General features: G+C 65.3%; 22 protein-coding genes. 14 read left to right on the top strand and 8 right to left on the bottom strand.

Annotated features, from left to right (window positions below):
• Window positions 1-93: 93 nt before the first annotated feature.
• The 7 genes from ybgC to MJ601_RS16485 all read left to right on the top strand — a co-directional run bounded on the left by ybgC (window position 94) and on the right by MJ601_RS16485 (window position 5,236).
• Entirely contained in the window at window positions 94-561 is a 468-nt protein-coding gene (gene ybgC / locus MJ601_RS16515; protein WP_242128393.1) for a tol-pal system-associated acyl-CoA thioesterase, read from the top strand.
• Window positions 558-1,277, top strand: coding sequence for a protein TolQ (gene tolQ, locus MJ601_RS16510; RefSeq protein ID WP_242128392.1), 720 nt, complete (start codon window positions 558-560; stop codon window positions 1,275-1,277). Before ybgC ends, tolQ begins: the two co-directional genes overlap by 4 nt.
• Window positions 1,278-1,308: 31 nt before the next feature.
• Window positions 1,309-1,776, top strand: coding sequence for a protein TolR (gene tolR, locus MJ601_RS16505; RefSeq protein ID WP_242128390.1), 468 nt, complete (start codon window positions 1,309-1,311; stop codon window positions 1,774-1,776).
• 18 nt (window positions 1,777-1,794) lie between these two features.
• The gene (locus MJ601_RS16500) at window positions 1,795-2,763 is read left to right on the top strand and encodes a cell envelope biogenesis protein TolA (protein WP_242128479.1); all 969 of its coding nucleotides are present in this window, start codon (window positions 1,795-1,797) and stop codon (window positions 2,761-2,763) included.
• Window positions 2,760-4,094 carry a Tol-Pal system beta propeller repeat protein TolB gene (gene tolB, locus MJ601_RS16495; protein ID WP_242128389.1) on the top strand — a complete coding sequence of 445 codons (1,335 nt, stop codon included), beginning with the start codon at window positions 2,760-2,762 and terminating at the stop codon, window positions 4,092-4,094. Before MJ601_RS16500 ends, tolB begins: the two co-directional genes overlap by 4 nt.
• Window positions 4,095-4,209: 115 nt before the next feature.
• Window positions 4,210-4,719 (top strand): peptidoglycan-associated lipoprotein Pal, encoded by a 510-nt coding sequence (gene pal / locus MJ601_RS16490; protein ID WP_242128387.1) that lies wholly within the window; start codon window positions 4,210-4,212, stop codon window positions 4,717-4,719.
• Window positions 4,720-4,987: 268 nt separating this feature from the next.
• A complete protein-coding gene (locus tag MJ601_RS16485) occupies window positions 4,988-5,236 on the top strand; it encodes a hypothetical protein (protein WP_242128386.1) in 249 nt (82 codons plus the stop codon).
• 66 nt (window positions 5,237-5,302) lie between these two features.
• Here MJ601_RS16485 and rhaT read toward each other — a convergent pair whose 3' ends face one another.
• The 5 genes from rhaT to rhmD all read right to left on the bottom strand — a co-directional run bounded on the left by rhaT (window position 5,303) and on the right by rhmD (window position 10,188).
• Entirely contained in the window at window positions 5,303-6,367 is a 1,065-nt protein-coding gene (gene rhaT, locus MJ601_RS16480; RefSeq protein ID WP_242128384.1) for an L-rhamnose/proton symporter RhaT, read from the bottom strand.
• A complete protein-coding gene (locus tag MJ601_RS16475; RefSeq protein WP_242128382.1) occupies window positions 6,364-7,272 on the bottom strand; it encodes an amidohydrolase family protein in 909 nt (302 codons plus the stop codon). Before MJ601_RS16475 ends, rhaT begins: the two co-directional genes overlap by 4 nt.
• A 66-nt stretch (window positions 7,273-7,338) precedes the next feature.
• A complete protein-coding gene (locus MJ601_RS16470; RefSeq protein WP_242128381.1) occupies window positions 7,339-8,088 on the bottom strand; it encodes an SDR family NAD(P)-dependent oxidoreductase in 750 nt (249 codons plus the stop codon).
• On the bottom strand, window positions 8,085-8,942 hold the full coding sequence (locus MJ601_RS16465) for a 2,4-didehydro-3-deoxy-L-rhamnonate hydrolase (protein ID WP_242128379.1): 858 nt from the start codon (window positions 8,940-8,942) through the stop codon (window positions 8,085-8,087). Before MJ601_RS16465 ends, MJ601_RS16470 begins: the two co-directional genes overlap by 4 nt.
• Window positions 8,943-8,979: 37 nt before the next feature.
• Entirely contained in the window at window positions 8,980-10,188 is a 1,209-nt protein-coding gene (gene rhmD / locus MJ601_RS16460) for an L-rhamnonate dehydratase (RefSeq protein WP_242128377.1), read from the bottom strand.
• A gap of 168 nt (window positions 10,189-10,356) precedes the next feature.
• Between rhmD and MJ601_RS16455 the strand changes: the two genes are divergently transcribed.
• The 5 genes from MJ601_RS16455 to MJ601_RS16435 are packed head-to-tail and all read left to right on the top strand — an operon-like array spanning window position 10,357 to window position 14,801.
• Complete coding sequence (locus MJ601_RS16455) at window positions 10,357-11,223, top strand: IclR family transcriptional regulator (RefSeq protein WP_242128375.1); 867 nt, start codon at window positions 10,357-10,359, stop codon at window positions 11,221-11,223.
• 20 nt (window positions 11,224-11,243) lie between these two features.
• A complete protein-coding gene (lra1, locus tag MJ601_RS16450) occupies window positions 11,244-12,008 on the top strand; it encodes an L-rhamnose 1-dehydrogenase Lra1 (protein WP_242128374.1) in 765 nt (254 codons plus the stop codon).
• A complete protein-coding gene (locus tag MJ601_RS16445; protein ID WP_242128372.1) occupies window positions 12,008-12,763 on the top strand; it encodes a (Fe-S)-binding protein in 756 nt (251 codons plus the stop codon). The genes lra1 and MJ601_RS16445 overlap by 1 nt, the downstream gene beginning before the upstream one ends.
• Window positions 12,760-14,181 carry a lactate utilization protein B gene (locus MJ601_RS16440; protein WP_242128370.1) on the top strand — a complete coding sequence of 474 codons (1,422 nt, stop codon included), beginning with the start codon at window positions 12,760-12,762 and terminating at the stop codon, window positions 14,179-14,181. Before MJ601_RS16445 ends, MJ601_RS16440 begins: the two co-directional genes overlap by 4 nt.
• Entirely contained in the window at window positions 14,178-14,801 is a 624-nt protein-coding gene (locus tag MJ601_RS16435; protein WP_242128368.1) for a LutC/YkgG family protein, read from the top strand. The genes MJ601_RS16440 and MJ601_RS16435 overlap by 4 nt, the downstream gene beginning before the upstream one ends.
• Window positions 14,802-14,803: 2 nt before the next feature.
• Here the strand turns inward: MJ601_RS16435 and MJ601_RS16430 are convergent, their stop codons facing one another.
• The 3 genes from MJ601_RS16430 to MJ601_RS16420 all read right to left on the bottom strand — a co-directional run bounded on the left by MJ601_RS16430 (window position 14,804) and on the right by MJ601_RS16420 (window position 18,582).
• A complete protein-coding gene (locus MJ601_RS16430; protein ID WP_242128366.1) occupies window positions 14,804-15,247 on the bottom strand; it encodes a MarR family winged helix-turn-helix transcriptional regulator in 444 nt (147 codons plus the stop codon).
• A gap of 141 nt (window positions 15,248-15,388) precedes the next feature.
• Entirely contained in the window at window positions 15,389-15,691 is a 303-nt protein-coding gene (locus tag MJ601_RS16425; RefSeq protein ID WP_242128365.1) for a hypothetical protein, read from the bottom strand.
• A 23-nt stretch (window positions 15,692-15,714) separates the two neighbouring features.
• Entirely contained in the window at window positions 15,715-18,582 is a 2,868-nt protein-coding gene (locus tag MJ601_RS16420; RefSeq protein ID WP_242128363.1) for a M16 family metallopeptidase, read from the bottom strand.
• Between the two features lie 137 nt (window positions 18,583-18,719).
• Between MJ601_RS16420 and MJ601_RS16415 the strand changes: the two genes are divergently transcribed.
• Window positions 18,720-20,348, top strand: a complete 1,629-nt coding sequence (locus MJ601_RS16415) for a M28 family metallopeptidase (RefSeq protein ID WP_348635594.1) — start codon at window positions 18,720-18,722, stop codon at window positions 20,346-20,348.
• Window positions 20,349-20,448: 100 nt separating this feature from the next.
• Window positions 20,449-23,028 carry an ATP-dependent chaperone ClpB gene (gene clpB / locus MJ601_RS16410; protein WP_242128359.1) on the top strand — a complete coding sequence of 860 codons (2,580 nt, stop codon included), beginning with the start codon at window positions 20,449-20,451 and terminating at the stop codon, window positions 23,026-23,028.
• The last annotated feature ends 28 nt before the right edge of the window (window positions 23,029-23,056 follow it).

The raw sequence follows: 23,056 nt of genomic DNA, 5'->3' as shown, positions 1-23,056 counted from the left end.
CCAGACGGAAAGCCCCTAATGACCGGCAGGCTGGTGCCATGCCGGTGATTTCCTGCTTTGCGCCGCGCCTGCTTGATGGTTAAAAGCCCCGGCATGTCCGTTTCAGAGCTGCCCGCGCCGGCGACCGGAAGGTTCATCGCCGCCGTGCATCATTTCCCATTGCGCGTCTACTTCGAGGATACGGATCTTTCGGGGCTGGTCTATCACGCCAATTATCTGCGCTATATGGAAAGGGCGCGGTCGGACATGCTGCGGATCGCCGGGATCGACCAGCGAAGCAATCTGGAGGGGGGAGAGGGAGTCTATGCCGTCACCGACCTGCGGATCGGCTATCGCCGCCCCGCCCGGCTCGACGACGCGCTGATGGTGGTCAGCCGCGTGACGAAAGTGGGCGCGGCTTCATGTTCCATTCATCAGACGGTCATGCGCGATGATGAATTACTCACACAAGGCGAGGTTTCCGTCGCCTTTCTGACGCCCCAGGGCCGCCCGCGCAGGCAACCGAAATCCTGGACCGACATTTTCAGCCGCTTGATGAGAGGGGAAGACATCAACCCATGAGCCTTTCGATGCCCGACGTTGGCGCCGCTGTCGGCACCGCCGCGCAAGCCGCCACCATTTCGCCGCTGGCCCTGTTCCTTCAGGCCGACATCGTCGTGAAGGTGGTGATGCTGGGGCTGCTGCTGGCCAGCATATGGACCTGGGCGATGATCATCGGCTTCAGCTTCACCCTGCGCAGGGCAAGCAGGCAGAGCGCGGCGTTCGAACGCGACTTCTGGAAGGCGGAGGATATCGACCGCTTCTATGAAGCGCGCGGCAAGGCCGAATTCCCCGCCGCCAAGGTGATGGCGGCGGGCGTCACCGAATGGCGCCGTTCGACCGCGCAGAAGGTGATCGACCGCGAGGGCACGCGCGACCGCCTGTCCACCGCGATGACCAGCACCATCGGCGCGGAGGTCGACCGGCTGTCCGACCGGCTCAACATCCTTGCCACCATCGGATCGGTCGCGCCGTTCGTCGGCCTGTTCGGCACGGTGTGGGGCATCATGCGTGCGTTCACCAGCATCGCCGCGGAGCAGAACAGCTCGCTCGCGGTGGTGGCGCCGGGCATTGCCGAAGCGCTGTTCGCCACCGCCATCGGCCTGTTCGCGGCAATCCCGGCGGTGATTGCCTATAACCGCTTCAGCCATGGCATCAACCGCATGGAATCGGGGCTGACCCGCTTTGCCGACGGCTTCTATTCGACCTTGAGCCGCGAACTGGAGGCGCAGCGGTGACGGCGCGCCGCCTTGGGCGGGAGGCGCTGTAATGGCGATGTCGGGGCCTCCATCCGGCCGTCGCGGGCGCAACCGGGCGCCGATGGCCGACATCAACGTGACGCCGCTGGTCGACGTCATGCTGGTGCTGCTGATCATCTTCATGGTGACCGCCCCCCTGCTGGTGACGGGCGTGCCGGTGAACCTGCCCGAAACCCGCGCCAAGGGGCTGGACCAGGACCAGAAGCCGACGGTCGTTTCCATCGATCGCGACGGCGGCGTCTTCATCGACGATACGCAGATCAGCGACGCCGATCTGCCGGGCCGTCTGGCCGAGATCATGTCGGCCAATGCGGGCAAGGCCGAGCCGCCGCAGATCTTTCTGCGCGCCGACAAGGGGCTGGATTATGGCCGGGTGATGCTGGTCATGGGCGAGCTGAACCGGGCCGGCCTGAACAAGGTCGCGCTGGTCAGTACCGGAGCCGAGGACGGCGCTGCTGTCAGCGGCAGTTCAGAATAGGGGCCATAGGTCTTGCCCATGGATCGCGCGGAGAAAATCGGCCTTGGCGTGGCGACGGCGGGACATGTCCTGCTGTTCGGCCTGCTGTCGACCGGCTTTCTGGCTACGCCCAACCCGTTGAAGCTGAATTCACCGCCGATGGACGTTAGCCTGGTGGACGAGGTGGCGTTGAAGTCGATGGCGCCCAAAGTCTCGACGCAGCCTCCCCCGCCCAGCGTCGCGCCGGAACGGGGAGCGACGGAGGACGCCGCGCCCGCGCCGGAGCCTGAACCCGCGCCTGAACCACAGCCGACCCCGGCCCCGCCGACGCCAAAAGCCGCGCCGCCCAAGCCGGTGGCAAAACCCTCACCGCCCAAGCCAGCGCCCACGCCCCCAAAGAAGGATGTGGCCAAGGCGGCGCCCAAGCCGAAACCGGCAGCGGAAAAGCCTGCTCCGGCCAAGCCCAGGCCTGCGCCCGAAAAGCCAAGGCCCGCTACCGCTGCACCCGCCAAATCGTCATCCAGGCCCGCCGCCAAGCCGAAGCCGGACGCTCCGGCGCGCGCTTCCGGCCAGGGCAAGGCCGACAAGCCCAGAGGCTCCCTGCTGGGCAAGGATTTCCTCAAGGGCATCGACACCAATGCCGACGCCCCCCGCACGCCCGCGCCGCCACCCGCCGCCGCCATGGGAGCGGCGCAGAAGGCCGCGCTGGACGCCGAGATCCGCCGTCAGTTGAAGCCGCACTGGCGGCCGCCCTCAGGCGCGGATGCCGACCAGCTCGTGACCTTGCTGGAGGTGCGGCTCGACAAGAATGGCAATGTGATCGGATCGCCGCAGGTGATCGATCAGCAGGGCGTCACGGCAAGCAACCGTCCGCAGGCGCAACTCCATGCCGAGCGGGCCATACAGGCGGTGAAGCTGGCGTCGCCCTTCCGCAACCTGCCGCCCGAATTTTACGAACAGTGGAAATGGCTGAAGCCACTCCGCTTTGACGCGAGGCTGAACCGATGATGACGATATTGATGCGCCGCCTGAGCGTGGCCGCCACCGCCTTCATGGCCCTTGCCGCAGCGCCCGCTCTGGCCCAGCTGTCCGTTGATGTGACCGGCGAGATCGACAGCAACCTCAAGATCGTCGTGCCCGCGCTTCCGGCGCAGGCCGAAGTTTCCACCCCCGCCGGCGGCTCGACCGAACTGGGCCGCAAGATCGCCGAGGTGATCGCGGCGGACCTCAAAGGCTCCGGCCTGTTCGCTCCCTCCGGGCCGGGCGGCATCCCGACCATCGCCTTCCCTGAAGTCACCAACCCGGCCTATGACAAGTGGGGCGCCTATCAGGCGCTGGTGCAGGGCTTCGTGCGCACCACCGGCGGCGAGGCCGACATCACCGTCGGCTGTTATCTGTACGACGTTGCGCTGAAGCAGGAACTGACGCGGCAGGGCTATGTCGTCGCGCCGCGTGACTGGCGCCGGGCCGCGCATAAATGCGCCGACGCCATCTATGCGCGCCTGTCGGGCGAAAGCCCCTTCTTCGACAGCCGCATCGCCTATATCGCGGAAAGCGGCCCCAAGGGGAACCGCACCAAGCGCCTCGCCATCATGGATTCGGACGGTGCCAACCACCGCTTCATCACCAACGGTCAGTCGATCGCGCTGACGCCGCGCTTCTCGCCCGATTACAAGTCGATCGTCTATGTGAGCTACCTGAACAACCGGGTGCGCATCTACGTCTATGATATCGGCACGGGCAGGCAGCGGCTGGTGACGGAAAGCAGCAACCCGACCTTCGCGCCGCGCTGGTCGCCCGATGGACGCAATATCCTTTTCTCCATGGCGATCGCGGGGAATACCGACATCTACCGCGTCCCGGCGCAGGGCGGCCAGCCGGTGCGCCTGACCACCGCGCCCGGCATCGATGTCGGCGGCAGCTATTCGCCGGACGGCCGCCAGATCGTGTTCGAAAGCGACCGGTCGGGCAGCCAGCAAATCTATGTCATGAACGCCGACGGGTCGAACCAGCGCCGGATCAGCCATGGCGGCGGCCGCTATGCGACGCCCGAATGGAGCCCGCGCGGCGACCTGATCGCCTTCACCAAGATTTCGGGCGACTTCAAGATCGCGGTGATGACGCCAACCGGCGACAATGAGCGCATCCTGACCAATGGCTGGCAGGATGAGCAGCCCAGCTGGTCGCCCAACGGCCGCGTGCTGCAATTCTTCCGCACCACGCCGGGCCGCGACGGCAACAGCCAGGTGTGGCAGGTCGACCTGACCGGCGTGAACGAGCGGCGCATTCCGACGCCCTTGAGCGGCTCCGACCCGGCCTGGGGTCCGCTGCTGCCCTGAAAAAGCGTAAATATATTTCGTAACGGAACTGAATCGTCCTGACTGCGTAACGACCTAGGCCGCATAGTGAGGTCGCCCGCGCGTAACTGAGATATTTTATTTGAGGAGATCCCCGATGAAATTGTCCCGGCCCCTGCTGATGGCCACTGCGATCGTCGCTCTTGCGGCCTGTTCGAAGAAGCCGCCGAAGGAACTGCCGCCTCCGCCCGCCGACACTTCGGCGCAGACCAGCACCCCCGCCACGTCGTCCGGCCCCGTCAAGGGCAGCCAGGAGGATTTCGTGGCCTCCGTCACGTCGGATCGCGTTCTCTTCGGCACCGACCAATATGATATCGACGCCCAGGACCAGCAGATCCTGCAGAGCCAGGCGGCCTGGTTGCAGCAGAATCCCAATGTCCGCGTCACGATCGAAGGGCATTGCGACGAGCGCGGCACCCGCGATTATAATATTGCGCTGGGCGAACGGCGCGCCAATGCGGCGAAGAATTATCTGGCGTCGCTGGGCATCGATTCCAGCCGCATCACCACCGTCAGCTATGGCAAGGAACGGCCCGCCGCGCTGGGTTCGGACGAGGCCGCCTGGGCGCAGAACCGCCGCGCGGTGACGGTGACCGTCCAATATTGATGCTTTGTTGAAGCTTTCGGGTCGCACCAATGCTTCAGGCCCGCCGGTCGCGTGACCGGCGGGTTTTTCTTTTGCCGCTTTGGCCGTTTGAAATCCCGATAGTTCGAAAATAATCCCAACTGACGGGGATTTTATAAGGCACGAAATGGTCTGAAGACCGGAAAAGGCGGCTGTTTTCGGGTTTTCAGCGATTTGGCACGGCTCCTGCAATGATCTGGATACGGTCCATCAAGACCGTCCAGACGCATTCAGGGAAGAAACCATGTTCATGAAAAACAGCATTTTTATCGCCGCCATCGCCGCTGCCGCCACGCTCGCCACGCCTTCGTTCGCCCGGGTGGAAGGCCGGTTCGGGGAAGCGAAGATGACCCTCAACGAAAAGACCGGCAAATATTGCCTGAAACAGAGCGTGCCGGGCCGCATCAATCCGCTCGTCACCTGCCGCACAGCGGACGCACGGGCCGATGCAGGGCTGACCATCACCCGCAAGCCGGCCACCCAGCTCGCGCAGCGCTGATCGCCGTTCATGGCCCTGTTGGTGGCGATCGCGACGCCACCCACGCGGGCAGGACATGTCAGAATATCAGGCCGCCAGCCGATTGCCGTAGCCGATGATGAGCGTTGCGAAGATCAGCAGGCCAACCCCACTCCACACCATCCGGCGTACCCTGGGTTCGGCGTCCTTCCACTCCTTGAAGGCAAAGCCCCAGCAGGTGCCGAAGATGATGATCGACGCCATGTGCAGCGTCCAGCTTGAAAAGCCGAAACGGCCCATCTGGCTTTCACCCATGGTGTAGAAGAAGAACTGGAAATACCAGGCCGTGCCCGCCAGCGCGCACAGCAGGAAATTGGGCAAAATGGCTGGTCTATGGCCCTGCTCGTCCGCCGCGCCGAACCATTGCCCGGCCGACCTGTTGCGAAGGATCAGCCAGCCGCACCACAGCGCATTGGTGACGAGGCCGCCGAACATGACGATGCACAGCGTCGGCAGACCGACCCACAATGGCCCGGTGCCCGCCGCGCGGCTCAGTTCATTGACCGGCTGACCCGCCGCTAGCCCGAAGGCGAAGCAGGAGGACATGATGCCGGAGAAGATCGCGACGGCGATGCCCTTCCGGAAATTGAATTCGGCGACGGCGGCGGCCTTCTGCTCGGCCGACAGCGCGGCATCCTTGCGGGCGCCCGCCATCGCGACGACGACGATGCCCAGGATCGTCACCGCCAGTCCCAGCAGCACGATCTGTCCATGCAGGGTACCGGCAATCTCGTGCATGAAACTGCCATCGACGATCGGCGGGATCAGCGTGCCGAACACGGTGCACAGCCCCAGCACCACCGCCATCCCCAGCGACAGGCCCAGATAGCGCATGGTGAGGCCATAGGTCAGGCCGCCAAAGCCCCACAGGAAGCCGAAGAAGACGCACAGGCCGACGATGGAGGACGGCACCTGCGCCATCACGCCGAACAGGTTCTGCGTCTGGACATAGGCGAAGAACCAGGGCGCCAGCACCCAGGAGAATATTCCCCCGGTCAGCCAGAAAATCTCCCAGTTCCAGCGCTTCACGCCATGATAGGGGACATAGAAGCTGGCCGAGGCGAGACCGCCCAGCCAGTGGAAGAGGACACCGATCAGCGGATTGGGGGTCATAGCGTCAGTCCCAGGCGATAGAGGCGATTGGCGTTGCGGCCGAACAGGGCGCGGCGGTCTTCTTCCCCGAAGTCCGCGACGACGGCGTGATAGGCTTCCATATAGCGGTCGATGGAGCCGAAGAGCTTGTCGGTCGGCGTGTCGCTGGCGAAGGCGCAGCGGTCGACGCCGAACAGGTCGATCGCCTCGCGGACCAGCGGCTCGACCATCTCCTTCGTCCAGTCACGACGGATGAAGCCCATGCCCGACAGCTTGATCGCGACATGGGGCAGCGCGGCGAGCGCCTTCAATCCCTTGCGCCAGTCTTCCAGCCCATCGGCGTCGGTCAGCACCGGCATGCCCATATGGTTGATGACCACCGGAATGTCGGGATGCCGCTCGATCAGCGGCGCAAGGCCCGGCATCTGCCCCGGATAGCATTGCAGGTCGAAGGACAGGCCATACCGGGCCAGCAGCGCATAGCCGGCCCGCCATTGCGGATCGGCGGTCAGGTCGATGGGACCGTAGGTGCGCTGGGGGCTGGGGTGCCAGTTGACGATGTGGCGGATGCCCTTGACCCGCGGATGGGCAGCCTGCGCCGCCAGCAGCGCATCGGCATCCGGGTCGTTCAGCGCAGCAAAGGCGACGAAGCCCGTAGGCAGTCCTTCGACCGCGGCCAGCGCGTCCAGCCATTGCGTTTCCCGCAGCGCGCTCTCCGCCGCGGCACCGGCATCGACATGCACGGCGCCGACGACATTCCAGCGGGCGAGATCGGCGCGATAATCGGCCACGCCATAATCCCGGGCGATGGCTTCCACGCTGCCGTTCGGCCCTTCATCGGAAAAGGGCGGGCTGAGCCAGTCATAATGGATGTGCGCGAGATCCCACAGGTGGATATGCGCGTCGACAAAGGGGATTTCGGACATCGTCTCTCCGCCGGGGAAACGGATGGCGCGCCGGCTCTTGCCTGACCGGTCGCGCCATCCCGACTGTCAAAAGGTGGTGCGCCCGCCGGAGGTGTCGAAGGTCGACGCCGTGGTGAAACTGCACTCTTCGGAAGCCATGAAGCAGACCATCGCCGCCGATTCCTCGACAAGGCCGAGCCGCCCCATCGGGATCTTCGATCGCATATAGTCGACCTGGCTCTGCGGCAGCTGGTCCAGGATCGGGCTTTCGAAGGTCGCGGGGGTCAGCGCATTGGCGATGACGCCCTTGCCCGCCAGTTCCTTCCCCAGCGACTTGGTGAGGCCAATGACGCCCGCCTTGCTCGCCGAATAGGCGCTGGCGTTGGGATTGCCTTCCTTGCCCGCGACGGAAGCCAAGTTGACGATCCGGCCATAGCCATTCTCCAGCATGAAGGGCACGACTTCCCGGTTGCAGTAGAAGAGGCCGTTCAGGTTGATGTCGATCACCCGCTGCCAACTGTCGACGGGATAGTCCCACACCGTCGCGGTCGCGCCGGTGATCCCCGCCGAGCAGACGAGGACATCGATCTTGCCGAGCGCGGCGGCGCTTTCCTGCGCGGCGACGGCGACGGCGGCCCGATCGCTGACGTCGAGCGCCACCACATGCACCGCGCCGACCTCTTGCCCCGCGGCGGCCAGCGTATCGGCGTTGAGATCCCACAGCACAACTTTGCCACCCTCGGCAACGATGCGCGCGGCGACCTGCTTGCCCAGACCCGATGCGCCACCGGTGACGATGGCACAGCGTCCCTCATAACGTCCGGCGAAGGCGCTCATCCGAGCACCTCGTCACCCAGATGGCGCCATTCGACGACATTCTGCTTCTGCGTGCCCAGCCCCGCAATGCTCAGCTCCATGACGTCACCGGCCTTCAGATAGATGGCGTCCGGCTTCTTGCCTTCGCCCACGCCCGGCGGCGTGCCGGTGATCATCAGGTCGCCGGGTTGGAGCGTCACATATTCGCTGACATAGGAGATGAGCTGCGCGACGGTGAAGATCATCGTCTTCGTGTTGCCGGTCTGCATCCGTGTCCCATTGACGTCGAGGTGCATGGCGAGATCCTGCGGGTCGCCGATCTCGTCCGCCGTCACCAGCCAGGGGCCGACCGGGCAGAAAGTGTCGTGGCCCTTGCCCTTGGACCATTGGGTGCCGCGCTGTTTCTGGTTGAAGCGTTCCGACACGTCATTGGCGAGGACATAGCCCGCCACCTTCGACAGCGCCTGGTCCTCCGGCACATAGCGGCAGGTTTCGCCGATGATCACGCCCAGTTCGACCTCCCAGTCGCCATGGGTCGACCCCCTGGGCAGCATCACCTCGTCATTGGGGCCGTTGAGCGAGGAGAGCGCCTTCATGAACATGACCGGCTCGGTCGGGATCGGCAGGTTGGATTCGATCGCATGATCCTCATAGTTGAGGCCGATGGCGACGATCTTGCCGATGCCCTTGACCGGCACGCCGTAGCGCGGCTCGCCCTCGACGACCGGCAGCGACGCGATGTCCGCCGCCTTGGCCGCCGGCAGGCTGGCGATCGTGATGTCGGCGACGACGCCCGACAGGTCGCGGATCCGGCCCTCGCTGTCGATGACGCCGGGCCTTTCCTGGCCACGTTGTCCGAAACGGCAGAATTTCATGTCTTTTCTCTCTTCTGGGCGATCAATGGGTGCCAAATCAGTGCGTATAGGGACGGTGCATCACGATATCGCGGTTCAGCTCGACGCCGAAACCGGGCGCATCGAGCGCGCCGACCTTCAGGCGGCCATTTTCCGGCACCGGTTCGCCGATGAGTTGCGGGTGGAACATCGGCACCACCTCCGTCGGCCCCGGATGCATCATCAGAAATTCGGCGAAGGGCGAATTGTGGCGGGTGATGACGAAATGATAGCTGTAGACTGACGATCCGTGCGGCACGACCATCTTGCCATGGGCGTCGGCCAGCGCGCTGATCTTCAGCAATTCGGTGACGCCGCCGCACCAGCCGACATCGGGCTGGATGATGTCGCAACAGTCCATTTCCATCAGCATGCGGAAGCCCCAGCGGGTCGCCTCATGCTCGCCGGTGGTCACCAGCATCCCCTTGGGCACATTGCGCTTGAGCTGGCTGTAGCCCCAATAATCGTCCGGGCTGATCGCCTCTTCGATCCATTTGAGGCCGAGTTCATGGGCCGCGATGGCGAGGCGGGTGGCATAGTCGACATCCAGCGCCATCCAGCAGTCCCACATCAGCCAGAAATCGTCGCCCACCCTGGAGCGCATGTCGGCCAGCTCGGCGATATTCTGCTTCAGGCCCTCGATCCCTTCGGCCGGACCGTGGTGCAGCGGCAGCTTGCCGCCGATGAAGCCGAATTCCTTGGCCTTGTCCGGCCGCGCGCCGGTGGCATAGAATTGCAGTTCGTCGCGCACCGCCCCGCCCAACAGGTGATAGACCGGCTCTTGCCGCAGCTTGCCGAGCAGATCCCACAATGCCAGGTCGACGCCGGAAATCGCGTTCACGACCAAACCCTTGCGTCCATAATATTGGGTCGAGAAATACATCTGATCCCAGATTTTCTCGTAATCCGTGGGCGAACGGCCTTCGAGGAAGCGGGCCAGATGCTTCTCCACGATGTAGGCGGCCGGTTCGCCGCCTGTGGTGACCGCGAAGCCGATGGTGCCGTCTTCCGCCTCGATCTCCACGACCAGCGTGCCCAGCACATTGATGCCGAAGCTCTGCCGCGACTGCCGATATTCGGGATAGCGCGACATGGGGGTGGCGATATGATCGTCGATCCAGTGGCCCTCGCCCTGGTCATGATAGTCGGCACCGCCGCCGCGCACGGTGAAGGCGCGGACATGTTTGATCTTCGGCAACGTCACGATCGGCACGCGAAAAACTCCCATTCCGTGTCGCCGCCGTTCAGGATGTGGGAACGGCTGGCGATAAATTCCAATATATGGTCAAAACCGCATTATATGGGTTGAGCGCGGGACTGGCATGATCGGAAAAGAATCAGGTCAGCCCCTCCTTCACCCTTGTTTTTCTCATTTTGTGGGATAGAGTGTTAGTAGATGAGACAAAATTCGTCAAACCCAGAATCAGGCGAGCGAGAGGAAATGTCGAAGGCCCCCGAAAAGGATGACGGGAAAGCCGATGCGGCAAAGGCTTCGGGATCGCAGACCCTGCAGCGCGGGCTGGACCTGCTTGACCAGGTAGTCGACGGCCCGGTGAAGCTGGCCGAACTCTCCGAACGCATGGGCCTGACCCGCTCGACCACGCATCGGCTCGCCAATGCGCTGGTGGAGCGCGGCTTCCTGACCTTCCTGCCGCGCGAGGGCTATCAGTTGGGGCCGAAGCTGCTGCAACTGGGTTTCCTGGCGCAGGCGCAGGCGGACGTGGTGCAGATCGCGCGGCCGCATCTGGAGGCGCTGGCCGCCGCCAGCGAGGATGTGGTGCATCTGGGGCGGCTCGACGGGGATCAGGCGCTCTATCTCGACAAGATTCCGGGCCGCCGCCGCGTGGAGATCTCCAGCCGTATCGGCGACCGCCAGCCGCTCACCTCCACCGGTCTGGGCAAGGCGCTGCTGCTCGACGATCCGGAAGCCAACTGGCACCGGCTGTTCGATGCGGACCAGGCGGCGGGCACCCACCCCGTCGGCTATGACCTATGGCTGGAGCGGATGCGCAGCTATGCGTTGGAAGGGCGCTCCTTCGACCTGGAAGAGAATGAGGATCAGATACGCTGCGTCGCCGCCCCCGTTCGCGACGCGTCGGGCGCGATCGTCGCCGCCATCAGCCTGTCGAGCGCTGCTCAATATATGGACGATGAGCGCATGCAGACGCTCAGTCAGGACGTCGTCGGCACTGCCCGCAGGATCAGCGCCGATCTGGGCTGGACCCCCGGCGTCAAACCATCCCGCCGCCCGGCGCGGCGCTAACCCACCAAGGAACCGTTTCCATGAAGCTGCTTGAAGGCAAGACCGTCCTCGTCACCGGCGCATCGACCGGCATCGGCCGCGCTGCCGCCATCGGTGCCGCCCGGCATGGCGCGGATGTCGTCATCAACTATGCGAACAGCGACGGTCCGGCCCAAAGCTGCGTGGCGGAGATCGAGGCGCTCGGCCAGCGCGCCGTCGCGGTGAAGGGCGACGTCGCCGATCCGCAGACCGCGCAGGACTTCGTGGCGCGGGCCGTGGACGCCTTCGGCAAGGTCGACGTGATGGTCAGCAATGCCGGCATCTGCCCCTTCCACGCCTTTCTCGACATGCCGGTCGACGTGGTGGAGCGGACCTTCCAGGTGAACCTGCACGGCGCCTATTTCATGGTGCAAGCGGCCGCGCAGCAGATGGTGAAACAGGGCCATGGCGGCTCGATCGTCGCCGTGTCCTCGATCTCGGCGCTGGTCGGCGGCGAGTTCCAGACCCATTATACCCCGACCAAGGCGGGCGTGCATTCGCTGATGCAGTCGACCGCCATCGCATTGGGCAAGCATGGCATACGCTGCAACAGCGTCCTGCCCGGCACCATCCTGACGGAGATCAACAAGGACGATCTCGCCGACGTCGAGAAGCGGAAATATATGGAAGCGCGCACGCCCTTGGGCCGTCTCGGCCAGCCGGAGGATCTGGCAGGGCCGATCATATTCCTCGCGTCCGACATGGCGGCCTATGTGACCGGCGCCGCGCTGCTGGTCGACGGCGGCATGTATGTGAACCTGCAATAATGGCCCGGCGGGTCGCCCTTTTCGTCACCTGCCTTGTCGACCTGATGCGCCCGCGCATCGGCTTCGCGGCGATCCGCGCGCTGGAGGCGGCGGGTTGCGAGGTGGTCGTGCCGGAGGGCCAGACCTGCTGCGGCCAGCCCGCGCTCAACAGCGGCGACCGCGGCCATGCGGCGGCGCTGGCGAAGCAGACGATCGAAGCGCTCGAACCCTATGAAGCCGTCGTCGTCCCATCCGGCTCCTGCGCGGGGACGATCCGTTGCCACTATCCCGAACTCTTCGAGCATGATCCCGAATGGCTCCCGCGCGCGCGCGCGGTGGCGGACAGGACCTTCGAGATCATGGCCTATCTCGACGAGGTGCTCGGCTGGAGGCCCGAAGGCGTCAGCCTCGACGCCAGCGCCACCTATCACGATAGTTGCTCGGGCCTTCGCGAGCTGGGCATCAAGGCGCAGCCGCGCCGCCTGCTGAAGTCTGTCGGCGGCCTTTCCCTCGCGCCGCTGCGGGGCGAGGAGACATGCTGCGGTTTCGGCGGGACCTTCTGCGTCAAATATCCGGCCATCTCCAACGCCATCGTCGGGGAGAAGGCCGACGCCATCGACGCCACCGGCGCCGACCTGCTGCTCGCCGGGGATCTGGGTTGCCTGATGAACATGGCGGGCAAGCTCCATCGCAAGGGCAGCAAGGTGCGCGCCTATCATGCCATAGAGCTGATCGCGGGCATGGGCGACGGCCCCGCCATCGGGGAAGAGGCATGAGCGGCGGCGCCGCCAACGCCGAGAGGGCGAACTTCCAGGAACGCGCCGACGCGGCGCTGGCCGACCCGATATTGAAGATCGCGGTCGAACGCACCGCCGGGACCGCCGAAGCCAAGCGCGGCCTTGCCGTCTCGACCTTCCCCGATTTCGAAGCGGCCCGGACCCGCGCCGCGGCGATCAAGGATCATGTCGTCGCGTATCTCGGCCATTATCTGGAACAGTTCGAAGCCAATGCCATCACGGCCGGAGCCAAGGTTCATTGGGCCAGCACCGCCGACGAAGCCTGCCGGATCGTCGTCGACATCTGCAAGGCGGCCGATGCCAGGAGCGTCGCCCGCTCCAAATCGATGCTGGGCGAGGAAATCGGGCTGCCCCACGCCCTGGCCGAAGCCGGGATCGGGCGCGTTGAAACCGATCTGGCCGAACATATCATCCAGTTGGCGGACGAGCGCCCTTCGCACATCATCTGGCCCGCCATGCACAAGACGCGGGAGCAGGTGTCGGCGCTGTTCAAGGCCAGGCATCGCACGCCGCATGAGGAAGAGAGCATCGCCGCCATGGCCGAAAGCGCCCGGCGGGAACTGCGCTCGCAGATGCTGGGTGCCGATGTCGGCATTTCGGGCGCCAATTTCCTGATCGCGGATACGGGCGCGATCTGCACCGTCACCAATGAGGGCAATGCCGAACTCTCGCTGGTGCCGCCGCGCATCCATATTGTGACGGCAGGGATCGAGAAGATCGTGCCCTCGATGCCGCACGCCATCCATTTGCTGCGCATGCTGGCACGGTCGGCGACCGGCGCGGCGCTGACCCAATATACGACCTTCTATGCCGGTCCCAGGCGCCCCGGCGACCGCGACGGGCCGGAGGAAATGCACATCGTGCTGGTCGATAATGGCCGGACGAAGATGCGCGAGGAAGGGCTGGCCGAAATGCTGCGCTGCATCCGTTGCGGGGCATGCATGAATCATTGCGTCGTCTTCCGCCAGATCGGCGGCCATGCCTATGGCGGCACCTATCCGGGGCCGATGGGATCGGTGCTGACCCCGACGCTGGACGGTCTCCGGCAGAGCCGCGACCTGCCCAATGCCTGCACCCTCAACGGCAAGTGTCAGGAGGTCTGCCCCGTCCGCATTCCCCTCCCCACGCTGCTGCGCGGCTGGCGCGAGAAAAGCTGGCGAGAGGGGCTGGAACCGACATCCATGCGGATGGGCGTCGGACTCTGGGCCTTCGTCGCCCGTCGCCCCGCACTCTATCGCTTCGGCACGGGGGTTGCGGCGCGGGCCCTGCGGTTGATGGGGAAGACAGGGTGGATCGGCAAACTGCCTATGGCCGGCGGCTGGACCCGATATCGCGACATGCCCAAGCCTGCCGCCAGGACCTTCATGGCCCAATATCGGAAGGAACGCCGCCCATGAGCGCCCGCCCGTCCGACAGCAGGAGCGCCATCCTCGCCCGCCTCAAGGGCCCGGCCCCCCAGCAGGCAGAGGCCGACGCGTTGCTCATCGCCCCGGAACGCCCGGCGGTGGACGAAAGCGCGCTGGAGGCCGAATTCCTCGCCCGCCTCGCCCTTCCCAGCGTGAGCGCCAGCCATGACAGTATCCAGACGCTGGCCGATCTGCCCGCCGCCATCGCCCGCTATCTGGAAGGACAGGGGGAACCCCTCTCTCTCTGCCTGCCGCCCGATCCGCGCCTTGCGCCATGCGACTGGAGCGGTTTCACCCTGCACATGTCTGCCGCGCCCGAGGAAAGCGCTGCCCTCGCCATTGCGCGCAAGGGCATTGCCGAGACCGGATCATTGATTTTCGAAACCGCGGCCGAAGCGCCGATGCTGCCCAATTTCCTGGCCCTGCACCATATCGTGCTGCTGGCGGCCAGCGACATCGCTCCCTATCTGGAGGACGCCCCGCTCCCCGGCACCCAACCCCGCGCCCATTATTGGGTCACCGGCGTTTCCGGCACGACCGACATTGAAGGCACCTATGTCCGTGGCGCCCATGGTCCGCGCTTCCTGCATGTGATCCTGCTCCGGCCATAAGCTCAGCTTCGGCGCTCCGTGATCCGCTGCCCCAGCAGGTTGAGCAGATTGACGGCAATCTCGATGGCGGCATCGGGCACGCCGTTCAGCAACGCGTGCTGCAAGTCCGTGAGGCTGGTTTCGATCCGCCCCACCAGCTTCCGTCCCTCCGGCGTGAGGGCGACGCGGTTCGATCGCCGGTCATCGGGGTTGGGGATGCGATCGACCAGACCCATTGCCTGCAACTGGTCCAGCGTACGCACCAGCGAGGGCTGGGTGATTCCCAGTTCCTCCGCCACATCCGCCTGCCGTGCATCGGGTCCGAGCCGCGCGAGATGGATCAGGCACCAACCGGCGCTGTTCGAAACGCCGAACTCGGCCAGGACCTGATCGGCGAGTTGTCGCCACTGGCGCGCCACCTGCGGCATCCTGTGCGCCAGCGCGCGGGCGTGTTCGGACCGGGACATTTCGATTAGATAGCTAGCTAATATCCAGGATCAAAGGGATTCATTTCTCCTCTCCACCTCCTGATCGGGCGGATGTTCGAGGACAAGCAAAAGGGCTGGGAGCAGCGCGCTCCCAGCCCTTTTCTCATGCAACATAAGGTTTCAGCCCCGGCGCGTGCCCGAAAAGCCCGCGGCGCCGAATGCGCCCAGTTGCATCGTGCCGGTGATGCTGTCGCCGCTCACCTCCGCCTCGCATTCCAGCGTCATCGGCATGGGCAGGGTCATGTTCATCTTCCAACTCAGCTTGTTGCCGTCGACCTTGCCCTCCGCCACGTCGAGCGAACCCATCATGCCGGCAAAGGTGCCGTGGAAGCTGTCGCCCGAACTGATGACGGTCAGCACGCCGTTCTGGTCGCCCATCGGGGTCTTCGCCACGCAGTCATAGGCACCATCCACCGAAGCCATAGGTCTTCTCCTTTACGTTAGCGTCAATCCGCCAATGTCCCCATTTCCACTGGAAGGCCGACCGCGTCAAGCTGTGGTTTCACCAGCTTCGCATCGCCCACGACCACCCAGATCAGCCGGTCGGGATTGATCGCCTCGCGCGCCGCCTTGTCGAGGTCCGCGGCCGTCATCGCACGGTAGACGCCCGGCAGCGTCGCATAATAATCATCCGGCCGTCCGAGCATCCGGTTGCGCATCATTGCGCCGAGCAGGTCGGAGGAGGTTTCGAAGCTGCCCGGCAGGGACAATATCTGGCTGTTGATCGTCTGATTGCGCTCGACCTCGGTGGTGCCCCTGGTCGTCAGAAAATCGGTGATGTCCTTGCGCGCGGCGGCGATGGATTCGCCGGTCTTGTCGGTCTGCACCGGAGCATAGACCAGCAGCGGGATCGTCTCCTTGACCCCCGGCAGGCCGGTTCCCGCATAATAGGCCCAGCCCTTGGTTTCGCGCAGGTCCATGATCAGGCGGGAGGTCGTGCTGCCGCCCAGCACCTCATTGGCGGTGATCAGGGTCACCGGATTGTCGGTCCCCGCCTTGTTGGTAAGCAGCCCGGCCAGGATCATCGATTGCGGGCTTTGCGGCTTGTCGACCAGGACGATCCGCGCAGGGCGCATCATGCGGTCCATGCGGAACAGCTTGGTGCCTTTCGCCACCTTGGGCGCCTTCCAGTCGCCGAAGCGCTTTTCGAGCAGCGGCATCACATCGGCCAGCGTCGTATCGCCGGTGACGAAGATGGTCGCATTGTCGGGCCGCAGCCAGGTGTCGTGGAAAGCCACCAGATCGGCCCGCGTCACCGCCTTCACGCCGGTCGTCGTGCCCGACCCGGTGAAGGGAATGCCGTAGGGATGCGCCTGCCCGTAGAGCAGCGGCGGCAGCAGGCGCTGCGCGATGGGCATGGGTTCGGTCTTTTCAGCGGCGATCCGGGTCAACACCTGGCCGCGCAGACGCTCGACCTCATTGGGCGCGAAGGCGGGATTGCGGATCACGTCGGCCAGCAGCCCCAGCGAGGCATCGAGATTGGGCTTCAGCGCATAGAGGCCGACATTGGTGGCATCCATGCCGTTGCCCGCGCTGATGGAGGCGCCCAGACGCTCCTGCTCCTCGGCGATCTGAAGCGAGCTGCGGGTGGTGGTGCCTTCGTCCAGCAACGCCGTGGTTAGTCCCGCCGTGCCCAGCTTCGCCTTGTCGTCGGCGGCATTGCCCGCATCGAACGACACCGACACCCGCACCACCGGCACGGTCGCGCGGCGGGCGAAGACCACCGGAATGCCGTTCTTGAGCGTCGCATGCTCCACCGCCGGAAATTCCAGATCCTTGACCGGATCGATCGCCGGTTCCGCGATCTTCGTGGGCGGCGGCGGTGTGGCGGCCACTGGCGCCAGCTTCTTGGGATCGCGGAAATAGGCGGGATGATGGGTGGCGTTGCCGGCCAGCGCATTATCCTCCGCCGAACGCTCGCCCGGCGCCACGGTCAGGCGGAATACCGGCCGACCCAGCCATTTGCGCGCGGCCTCGCTCACCGACTGCGGGGTGGCGGCGGCATATTCCGCCAGATCCTTCTTATATTTGCCCGGATCGTTGGAATAGACCGCCCCTTCGGCCAGCGCCACGGCCTTGCCGTTGAAGCCGCCGACCTTTTCCAGGCCGCCGATCGTGCCCGAAAGCTGCTGCGTCGCGGCGCGCTGCACCTCGTCCGCCGTGGGGCCCTTGGCGAGATAGTCCGCCAGCAGCTGGTCCAGCCGCTTGCCGACCGCGACCGGATCCTGCCCCGGCTTCACGTCGACGGTGATTTCGGCGATGCTCAGCTTCTCGAAGGGCTGGATGCTGGCCTTCACCCCGACCGCGACCTTTTCCTCCCGCACGAGGATATTTTCCAGCCGCGACGATTTGAGGCCGCCGAACACCGACAGCGCCAGGTCGAGCTGCGACAGGTCGCCGGAGTTCACCCCCGGCACGATCCAGTTGCGATAGAGCCGGGTCGCCGCGACATTGTCGTGCATCACCTTCTCGACATCCTTGTCGAGCGTCGGCACCGTCGCATCGACGTCCTGGGGCGCCGGCCCGGCGGCGATATTGCCGAACCATTTCTCGGCCTTGGCCCTGGCCGTCGGCACGTCGATGTCGCCCGCCAGCACCAGCACGGCATTGTTGGGACCATAATGGGTCTTGAACCAGTTCTGCACGTCGGCCAGGCTGGCGGCGTTCAGGTCGGCCATGGAGCCGATGGTCGAGTGGCGATAGGGGTGCCCCTCCGGCAGCATGGCGGCAAGCTGCGCATATTCGACCAGGCCGTAAGGCTCATTCTCGCCCATGCGCTTTTCATTCTGCACGACGCCGCGCTGGGTATCGAGCTTGGTCTGGGTCACGGCGCCGAGCAGATGCCCCATCCGGTCGGACTCCAGGAACAGCGCCCGATCGAGCGCGCCGGTCGGCACCGTCTCGAAATAATTGGTGCGGTCGAACCAGGTCGTGCCGTTCCAGTCGGTCGCGCCGATATCCTCCAGCCGCCCGAAGAAGGGACCGTCGGCATTTTCCGAACCGTAGAACATCAGATGTTCGAACAGATGGGCGAAACCCGTCTTGCCCGCAGGTTCGAAGCGCGACCCGACATGATACCAGACCGACACGGCCACCACCGGCGCCTTGCGGTCGGTATGGACGATGACGCGCAGGCCGTTTTTCAGCGTGAATTCCTCATAGGGAATGTTCACCGCCGCCACGAGGCTGGAGAGGGGCGCAGGCGCGGCCACGCCCGCTGCCGGGGCCGCCATCGCGTGCGTCGTCGGCGTCAGCGCGAGCGAGGACAGGCCGAGCATCAGGGCCGCCCGGCGGGAAAGGAGAGAAAGGGTCATGAGCGCCTCGAGCAAGGACATGGATCGACGGGCAGCATAGCGGGGCGTTTTAGACTCGCAATACGCTTTCCGCTGGACAGTTCGGCGCCGCGCGATAGGCTCGATGCCCAACCATGAAGAGAGGTTTCCTGAGCCTGATGCGCCTTCGTCCCTTCGCATTCGCCTCTTTCCTTGTCCTTGCCCTCACCGCCCCCCACTCCGCTTCGGCCGAAACGGCCCCCGCCATCACCGGCGAGGAGATCCGCGCCGATATCGGCTTCCTGGCCGACGATCTGCTGGAGGGGCGCGACGCAGGCACGCGCGGCTATGACATCGCCGCCCGCTATGTCGCCGCGCGGTTCGAAATGCTGGGCCTGAAGCAGGCCGTGTCCGATAGCTGGTATCAGCCGGTGACGCTGGCGGTCGCGCGGCTCGACCCGGACTCGATCCCCTCGCTCACCATCGGGGGCAGGCGCTTCACCGATGACGTCGCCATCGGCGCCTTCGGCCGCGAGTTGAAGCAGAGCCTGTCGGGACAGGCGGTATTCGTCGGCTATGGGCTGAAGTCGGACCGTGAGAAGATCAACGACTATGCCGGCCTCAACCTGCGCGGCAAGTTCGCGGTCGCCCTCGCCGGATCGCCCGCGGGCATGCCAAGCGAGATCGGCGCGCATCTCGCCGCCGAGAAATCGCTCGCCGCGCAGGAGGCGGGTGCGATCGGCCTCATCACCATTCCGAGCGACGCCTTTCTCGCCCGCACGCCCTGGGAAAAGCTGCGCGAACGGGCGCAGTCCCCCGCCGTGAGCTGGCTCGACAAGGAGGGCCAGCCCTATGTCCGCACGCCCGGCATCCGCGGCACCGCCTATGCCAATGCCGCCGCCGCCGAAGCGTTGCTCGCCGGATCGGGCAAAAGCCTTGCCATGATCCGAGCGCAGGCGGCGAAACCGGGCGGGCAGCCCAGGGGCTTTGCGCTGAAACCCATGGTGCAGCTTGATCGCTCCAGCAGCGTCGCCACGGCGCCCAGCCGGAACGTGCTGGCGGTGCTGCCCGGTTCAGACCCGGCATTGGCAAAGGAATATGTGCTGCTGATGGCGCATCTCGACCATCTGGGGATCAGGGAAAGCGCCAGGGGACCGGATAAAATCTATAATGGTGCGATGGACAATGCCTCCGGCGTGGCGACCATGCTGGCGGTGGCGAAGGCCTTTGCCGAAAGCGGGAGCCGCCCGAAGCGCTCCATCCTGTTCGCGGCGGTGACGGGGGAAGAAGACGGGCTGCTGGGATCGCAATATCTCGCCCGAAATCCGGTACTGCCGGCCGGGGCAAAGCTGGTCGGCGTGGTCAATCTCGACATGCCGATCCTGACCTATGATTTCCAGGACCTGATCGCCTTCGGGGCCGAACATTCGACCCTTGGCCCCATCGTCGAGAAGGCCGCGAAAGCGGAAGGCATTGCCCTGTCCCCCGACCCGCTGCCCGCCGAGGGGCTGTTTACCCGGTCCGACCATTATCGCTTCGTGCAGGAAGGGGTGCCCGCAGTGTTTCTGATGACGGGGTTCGCCGGACCGGGAAAGCAGGCGTTCGAGCATTTCCTGAAGACCGACTATCATCAGCCCTCCGACCAGATGAGCCTGCCCTTCCATTGGGAGGCGGCCGCCAAATTCGCGAAGGTCAATTACGCCATCGCCCGCGAGATTGCCGAGGAGCCGGAAGCGCCGCGCTGGTATAAGGGGGATTTTTTCGGGGATGCCTTTGCGCCGGATGCGCCGAAAGCCGTGAAACCATGAGCGATCCGGCGAATTGACTGCATTAGGGATATTTGCGTAGCGCCTCTTGTGTGGCTTTTGAGCAACACTACATCGTGACTGTCTCACGAAGGGGAACATGATGAACCTCGAAAAATTCACTGACCGCGCCAAGGGCTTTCTCCAGTCGGCGCAGACCGTCGCGATCCGGATGAGCCACCAGCGCATCAGCCCGGAGCATCTGTTGAAGGCGCTGCTGGAAGACCAGCAGGGCATGGCGTCCGGCCTCATCAAGGCGGCGGGCGGCGATCCCGCCGTGGCGCTGCGCGAAACCGATGCGGCGCTGGCCAAGGTTCCCTCCGTGTCCGGCAGCGGCGCGCAGCAGAGCCCTGGCCTCGACAATGACGCCGTGCGCGTGCTCGATTCCGCCGAACAGGTCGCGACCAAGGCGGGCGACAGCTTCGTCACCGTCGAACGGCTGCTGCTGGCGCTGACCCTTGCCACCACCACGGCGGCGGGCAAGGCGCTGGCGGCCGCGGGCGTGAAGGCCGAAGCGCTCAACGCCGCGATCAACAATCTGCGCGGCGGCCGTACTGCCGACACGGCGGGCGCGGAGGATCGCTATGACGCACTCAAGAAATTCGCCCGCGATCTCACCGAAGCGGCGCGGGCAGGCAAGCTCGATCCCGTCATCGGCCGCGACGAGGAAATCCGCCGCACCATCCAGATCCTCGCGCGCCGGACCAAGAACAACCCCGTGCTGATCGGCGACCCCGGCGTCGGCAAGACCGCCATCGCCGAGGGCCTCGCGCTACGCATCGCCAATGGCGACGTGCCCGATACGCTGAAGGACCGCACGCTGATGGCGCTCGACATGGGGTCGCTGATCGCGGGCGCCAAATATCGCGGCGAGTTCGAGGAGCGGCTGAAGGGCGTGCTGGACGAGGTGAAGGGCGCGGAAGGCCAGATCGTCCTCTTCATCGACGAGATGCACACGCTGATCGGCGCGGGCAAGTCGGAAGGCGCGATGGACGCGGGCAATCTGCTGAAGCCTGCGCTGGCACGCGGCGAGCTGCACTGCATCGGTGCGACCACGCTCGACGAATATCGCAAATATGTCGAGAAGGACCCTGCGTTGCAGCGGCGGTTCCAGCCGGTCTTCGTGGGCGAGCCGACGGTGGAGGACACCATCTCCATCCTGCGCGGCCTGAAGGAAAAATATGAGCTGCACCATGGCGTGCGGATCACCGACGGCGCGATCGTGTCGGCGGCGACCCTCTCCAACCGCTACATCACCGACCGTTTCCTGCCCGACAAGGCGATCGACCTGATGGACGAGGCCGCGTCGCGCCTGCGCATGGAGGTGGAGAGCAAGCCCGAGGAGATCGAGACGCTCGACCGCCGCATCATCCAGCTCAAGATCGAGCGGGAGGCGCTGAAGAAGGAAACGGACAAGGCGTCGGCCGACCGTCTGGCCGCGCTGGAGGAGGATCTGGCGAACCTTGAACAGCAGTCGGCTGAACTGACGCAGCGCTGGCAGGCGGAAAAGGACAAGATCGCGGGCGAGAGCAGGCTGAAGGAGCAGCTCGATGCCGCGCGGGTCGAACTGGATCAGGCGCAGCGGGCGGGCGATCTCGCCAAGGCGGGGGAGCTGGCCTATGGCACCATCCCCGAGCTAGAGCGCAGGCTGGCCGAGGCGCAGACCGCTTCGGAAGGCGCGATGCTGCGCGAGGAGGTGACGCCGGAGGACATCGCCTCTGTGGTGTCGCGCTGGACCGGCATCCCCGTCGACAAGATGATGGAGGGCGAACGCGAAAAGCTGCTCGCCATGGAAGCGGAACTCGGCAAGCGGGTCATCGGCCAGGCCGATGCAGTGAAGGCCGTGTCGACCGCCGTGCGCCGTTCGCGGGCGGGGTTGCAGGACCCGAACCGGCCGCTCGGCTCCTTCCTGTTCCTTGGCCCCACCGGCGTCGGCAAGACCGAGCTGACCAAGGCGCTGGCGGGTTTCCTGTTCGACGACGACAGCGCGATGGTGCGCATCGACATGAGCGAGTTCATGGAGAAGCACAGCGTCGCCCGGCTGATCGGCGCGCCTCCGGGCTATGTCGGCTATGAGGAGGGCGGCGTGCTGACCGAAGCCGTCCGCCGCCGCCCCTATCAGGTGGTGCTGTTCGACGAGGTGGAAAAGGCGCATGGCGACGTGTTCAACGTGCTGCTGCAGGTGCTGGACGATGGCCGCCTGACCGATGGGCAGGGCCGCACGGTGGACTTCACCAACACGATCATCGTGCTGACGTCGAACCTGGGCAGCCAGTTCATCGCCTCCCTCGCCGACGACGAGCCGGTCGAGAAGGTCGAGGATCAGGTGATGGACATCGTCCGCGCGCATTTCCGGCCGGAATTCCTCAATCGCCTGGACGAGGTGATCCTGTTCCACCGGCTGGGCGCCGCGCACATGGCCCCGATCGTCGACATCCAGGTCGCGCGCATCGGCAAGCTGCTGAAGGACCGCAAGGTGACGCTCGACCTGACCGACGGCGCGCGGGCCTGGCTGGGGCGGGTGGGCTATGACCCGGTCTATGGCGCGCGGCCCTTGAAACGGGCGGTGCAACGCTATCTGCAGGACCCGCTGGCCGACCTGATCCTGCGCGGCGAGGTGCCGGATGGATCGACGGTGCGGGTCGATGAGGGGGATGGGGCGTTGCGGCTCAGCTTGGGTTGATTTTCCGATCCGATGCAAGAAGGGGCGC

Source organism: Sphingobium trunci (assembly GCF_022664535.1).
Lineage (GTDB): Bacteria > Pseudomonadota > Alphaproteobacteria > Sphingomonadales > Sphingomonadaceae > Sphingobium.
Note: the sequence above shows the minus strand (reverse complement) of the source record. Positions and strands in the feature narration are given on the sequence as shown.